At 30.3% G+C, this 5,161-nt stretch carries 4 protein-coding genes; all 4 read right to left on the bottom strand.

Annotated features, from left to right (window positions below; all coding sequences use genetic code 11):
- Positions 1 to 851 precede the first annotated feature (851 nt).
- On the bottom strand, positions 852 to 3,473 hold the full coding sequence (gene alaS, locus RWN11_RS06945) for an alanine--tRNA ligase (RefSeq protein ID WP_314161021.1): 2,622 nt from the start codon (positions 3,471 to 3,473) through the stop codon (positions 852 to 854).
- 368 nt (positions 3,474 to 3,841) lie between these two features.
- Positions 3,842 to 4,318, bottom strand: coding sequence for a type III toxin-antitoxin system CptIN family toxin (gene cptIN / locus RWN11_RS06950; protein ID WP_314161022.1), 477 nt, complete (start codon positions 4,316 to 4,318; stop codon positions 3,842 to 3,844).
- Between the two features lie 324 nt (positions 4,319 to 4,642).
- Entirely contained in the window at positions 4,643 to 5,011 is a 369-nt protein-coding gene (locus tag RWN11_RS06955) for a S1 RNA-binding domain-containing protein (RefSeq protein WP_314161023.1), read from the bottom strand.
- Positions 5,001 to 5,161 (bottom strand): transketolase-like TK C-terminal-containing protein (locus tag RWN11_RS06960; protein WP_314161024.1); only part of this gene is annotated, 161 nt, incomplete at its 5' end. The genes RWN11_RS06960 and RWN11_RS06955, both read right to left, overlap by 11 nt.

Below are 5,161 nucleotides of genomic sequence, written 5' to 3' on the forward strand. Positions count from 1 at the left end.
TTTGGAATAATCACTTCATAACCATCTGATGCACTACCTATATTTTCAATATCAGGTTCGCCATCCGCATTATTTTCTGAAGCATGAGCATTATTCGATGGTACAGTTACAGCAACACCTAAAGAAATCATTGTCCCGATAATGCAAGGTCCAAAATACTTACCTATTTTACGAAATGCATACTTTTTATATTTATTGATATTTTCATTAAAATTATTCATTAATTAAGCACTAGGCATTAATTGCCTTTTTCCTTTCATATATTTTTTAAAATAATAAATAATAAAATCACGATAAAAAGCTTTATAAATACTTATACTTTCTATGTGTGATTCAAAATATAATATCTATATATTTTTTCACTTTCCATATATATATATATATATATGGAATTATTATACCTTAATTTTTTCTTGTTTTCAAGCAAACGAACTTGAAATTTCATAATAAAAATATTTTTTCACGAAAGTGGCTCAAAAATCGGGATTTCTTAAGAAATAAGATTTTGTCGAGTCATCCCTGCAAAGTCTAAAAAGCCTTCATAAAGCAAATTTAGATATCAATGAACCCTTACGTCTATGAGTTATAGTATATACTATCATAAAATAAGGGGGATTCGCTGATTTTATTGTAAAATATTTTTCATTTTTTATCATTTTCATCAAAAATCATTCAAAAACCAAGAAAAGAATTTTTATCAATCTTTTCTTGGCTTTTCTTTATGCTTTTGGGTCAGCGCCTTTGTAATATCGTCTAATATAATTGTATTAATCTGTCATTTATGCATCACAGCCTACAATTACATTCTATAATTTATATTAATAAATATCAAATTTCCAAGTAAGTTATCATTAAATATTAGTTAATAACTCTTCGAATGCTTTATCGATATTGTCTTTATTCTTAGCTCCTGCTTGAGCCATATCTGGACGTCCACCACCGCGTCCTTCACATACTGTAGCTAGTACATTAACTAGTTTTCCAGCATTATATTTATCAGTGATAGCTTTATCTACAGCTACTACGAAGTTTACTTTATCTTCATTCACTGAAGCAAAAGCAATTACATAATTTTCTAATTTAGACTTAGCGTTATCAACAAGTTGTTTTAAGTGATTCATGTTTTCTGATTCAACAACACTTGTTAATACGTTAACTCCATTAACTTCTTTAATATTATTTACTAAATTGTTTAATTCAGCATTAGCGATTTTTTGTTGTAAACTTTCTTTTTCTTTAGCTAGTTTCTTAATTTCTGATTGTAATCCAGAAACTTTTTCTACCACATTAGAAGCATTAGCTTTTGTTAATCTTTCAACAGAACGAAGTGTTTCTTCTTGTTCTCTTAGATATTCGTATGCAGCTTTTCCTGTTAGGGCTTCAATTCTACGAACCCCTGCAGCTACACCTGATTCAGAAACAATTTTGAAGATTCCTACTTCAGCACTGTTAGCGTTGTGAGTACCACCACATAATTCAATAGAATAATCTCCGATAGAAACTACACGAACTACATCTCCGTATTTCTCACCGAATAGTGCTTGTGCTCCAAGTTTTCTTGCTTCTGCGATTGGCATCTCTTCTGTTTTGATTTCTAGTGCATTCCAAATTTGTTTATTTACTTCTTGCTCAACTTTTTCAATTTCTTCTTTTGTAAGTGGAGCGAAGTGAGTAATATCAAATCTTAATTTTTCATCAGTTACTAATGACCCTGCTTGTTTAATATGAGAACCAACTTCATGACGAAGCGCTTCGTTTAATAAGTGAGTTGCAGTATGGTTTTTCTCAATATTTAATCTATAAGCTCTATTAACTTCTAGTTTGTATTCTTTACCAACTACTAATTCCCCTTCTAGTACTTTTACTAAGTGAATGTGACGTTTATCTGGAAGTTTCTTAACATCTATTACTTCTGCTTTGAAGCCTTCTGCTAATATTAAACCTCTATCAGCTATTTGACCACCACTTTCAGCATAGAATGGAGTTTTATCGAATACTACTTTTACGTTTTCTTCACCTTTATAGTTTTCTAATAAGTTATCTTCTTTATCAACTATAGCTAATAGTTTACCTTCATCTGTAAGTTTAGTATATCCAGTAAACTCACTGTTTCCTACTATTCTGTTGTATAGGTCAGATTGTACTTGCATTGAAGAATCTTCTTGACGAGATGAACGTGCACGTTCTTTTTGTTTTTCCATCTCTTCATTAAACCCATCAATATCAACTGTTAATCCTAATTCTTCTGCATATTCTTCAGTTAATTCAATTGGGAATCCAAAAGTATCATAAAGTTTGAATGCATCTTTACCAGAAATTACTTTCGTTGTATCTTTAACTTCTTTAGCAATATTATTTAAGATTGCTTCACCTTCATTTAGTGTTTCGTGGAATCTGTCTTCCTCTTTAAGAATTACATCTTTAACAAAGTTTGCACTTTCTTTAACATTAGGATAGTAATCTTCCATAATTTCAGCAACTACATCAGTTAATTTATACATGAATGAGTTGTTTAAACCTAAAACTTTTGCATATCTTACTGCACGACGTAATAATCTTCTTAAGATATATCCACGTCCTTCATTTGACGGTAAGGCACCGTCAGCTATAGCAAATGCTACTGTTCTAATGTGGTCAGCGATAACTTTGAAAGCTACATCTTGTTCAGCATTTACACCATATTTAGCTCCTGAAAGTTTTTCGATTTCTCTAATAATTGGAATGAATAAGTCAGTATCAAAGTTTGTTGGCACATCTTGCAATACAGAAACGATTCTTTCTAATCCCATCCCTGTATCTATGTTTTTCGCAGGAAGTTCTGTATATGTACCGTCAGCATTGTGGTTATATTGACTAAATACTACGTTCCATACTTCAAGATATCTATCGTTTTCTCCACCTGGATACATCTCTTCTTTTGGTGACCATGTGTCTGCGTCTTCTCCGCGGTCATAGAAAATCTCTGTGTTTGGTCCTGATGGTCCTTCACCGATATCCCAGAAGTTACCTTCAATACGAATAATTCTTTCTTCTGGTAGACCAATTACATTTTTCCATAAATCATATGCTTCAGTATCTTCTGGGTGAATAGTTACCGATAGCTTCTCTTTTTCAAGCCCTAACCATTTTTCTGAAGTTAAAAACTCCCAAGCCCATGGTACTGCTTCATTTTTAAAATAGTCTCCAATTGAAAAGTTACCTAACATCTCGAAGAATGTGTGGTGACGTGCAGTTTTACCTACATTTTCAATATCATTTGTTCTAATTGATTTTTGAGAGTTCGTAATTCTTGGATTTTCAGGTATTTCTCTTCCATCAAAATATTTTTTAAGAGTTGCTACTCCTGAGTTAATCCAAAGTAAAGTAGGATCATCTACCGGTACTAAAGAAGCACTAGGTTCAATTTTGTGCCCTTTTTCTACGAAGAAATCTAAGTACATTCTTCTAATTTGTGTTGATGTTAGTTGTTTCATTAATTATTTCTCCTTTCAAGCTAACAAATAAATAAAAAATCCCTTGTGTAAAATTAATTACACAAGGGACGACTATAATCGTGTTACCACCCTAATTTAAGTACATTGTACTCCTCATTAGTTTTTATAACGGCTTAAATGCCGATGAAGCACTACATAGGTAGCATAAAAGTTCTATTATGAATCCTTTTCACCGCTAGATTCTCTCTGTTAAATAATATACTTAACTTTTAATTCCTAAACTTCATTGTATATGTATGTTATTATAAACAGTAAAGTTACATTTGTCAATAGATATTACTTAGAATTTCTCATTTCAAACACAAGTTTTATCACATACTTTATTTAAAACTTTTTAGTATAGCTAATTATTTATAATCTTCCTTATTTAACCACCTATATATTTTCATTACATTCGGTTGTAATGGTGTAAGTCTAACATCTCTTTTCAGTAGAGACAAAACTTTTCTAGCTTTTTTATCCAGTTCTTTTACTACATGTTCACTAGTAACTTTTAAATGATTTCCACCAATAGTATATTCTCTTTCCACAAATTCTTCTGTTATTGGAAACATGTCTTGAATGAGAAAAACACTTTCTTTATTATTATCCAATTTTGCGATATGTAAAATATCACATTTAGTTCCCTTTTTCTCTTTGTTTTTTATTATTTTTTTATACTTCTCTAACTTACTAGACACAGGTATAATCCAATATATACCTGTCTTTAAATCTTCAAAACAATAATAATGCGGTCTATTCCCTTGTTTATTCCCTTTTAAAAAAGGATCATTCACAATATCAAAAAAATTTTCTTTTATAATATAAAATCCTGTTTTTTCCATTTTTTATCCCCAAAAAAAGTCCTCGCGATTAAGCAGAGGACTTTACTTTCAACCCAACCACTTTTATTCCGCATGTTGGTCAGCGGTAAACTTTCAACCCGACCATTTATATCCCACATATCGGTCAGTGGACTTCTACTATTTTTATAATACCTTATTTTATTTTCATTGTCAATAAATAACGATTACTAATTATCTATCTTAAATGCAGTTATCCTTGAAAATAATAAAAAATGTATCCACAAATAAGGATTATCAAATAACAATTTATTTTTAAAAAAACTTTATTCAATAATTATAGTTAAGTTAAGAGAATGTTTAAAGTTACTTAGAATTTCTCATTTCAAACATGGCTTTCTTTTGCCAAAGCTTCATATTTTGTTTTAGCGTATCAAAACCATATTGAAAATTCAAAGTATCTAAACTATTAATTTCTTTTTTATCAGTATCTTTTTTTTGTTTAAAGTTTAATGTTGCATTAATTTTATTATCTTTTATTGATAATACTTTTACTTCTAAAATTTCATCTTGTTTAATATAACTACTTATATCAAATATAAAACAATTAGTAATTTCAGAAATATGAATTAACCCTACCATTTTATCTCGTGTTTCTATAAAGGCACCGTATGGTTTTACTGCTGTTACTTTAACCTTTATAATGTCGCCGGGACGAATTTCTCTATAGCTCATTTTTAATTTTCTCTACAACTGCTTCAACTGTAAATCCGTATTCTTCGATTACTTTATTCGCAGGTGCAGATGCTCCAAATTTATCAATTCCGATAGCTAATCCATCTAAACCAACATATTTGTACCAAAGAGCACTGTTACCCATTTCTA

This window comes from uncultured Gemella sp., from assembly GCF_963519265.1.
Classification (GTDB): domain Bacteria; phylum Bacillota; class Bacilli; order Staphylococcales; family Gemellaceae; genus Gemella.

Excerpts from the sequence above, each read along its gene's own strand:
- alaS (WP_314161021.1), bottom strand. The coding sequence starts at position 3,473 with ATGAAACAACTAACATCAACACAAATTAGAAGAATGTACTTAGATTTC.
- cptIN (WP_314161022.1), bottom strand. The coding sequence starts at position 4,318 with ATGGAAAAAACAGGATTTTATATTATAAAAGAAAATTTTTTTGATATT.
- RWN11_RS06955 (WP_314161023.1), bottom strand. The coding sequence starts at position 5,011 with ATGAGCTATAGAGAAATTCGTCCCGGCGACATTATAAAGGTTAAAGTA.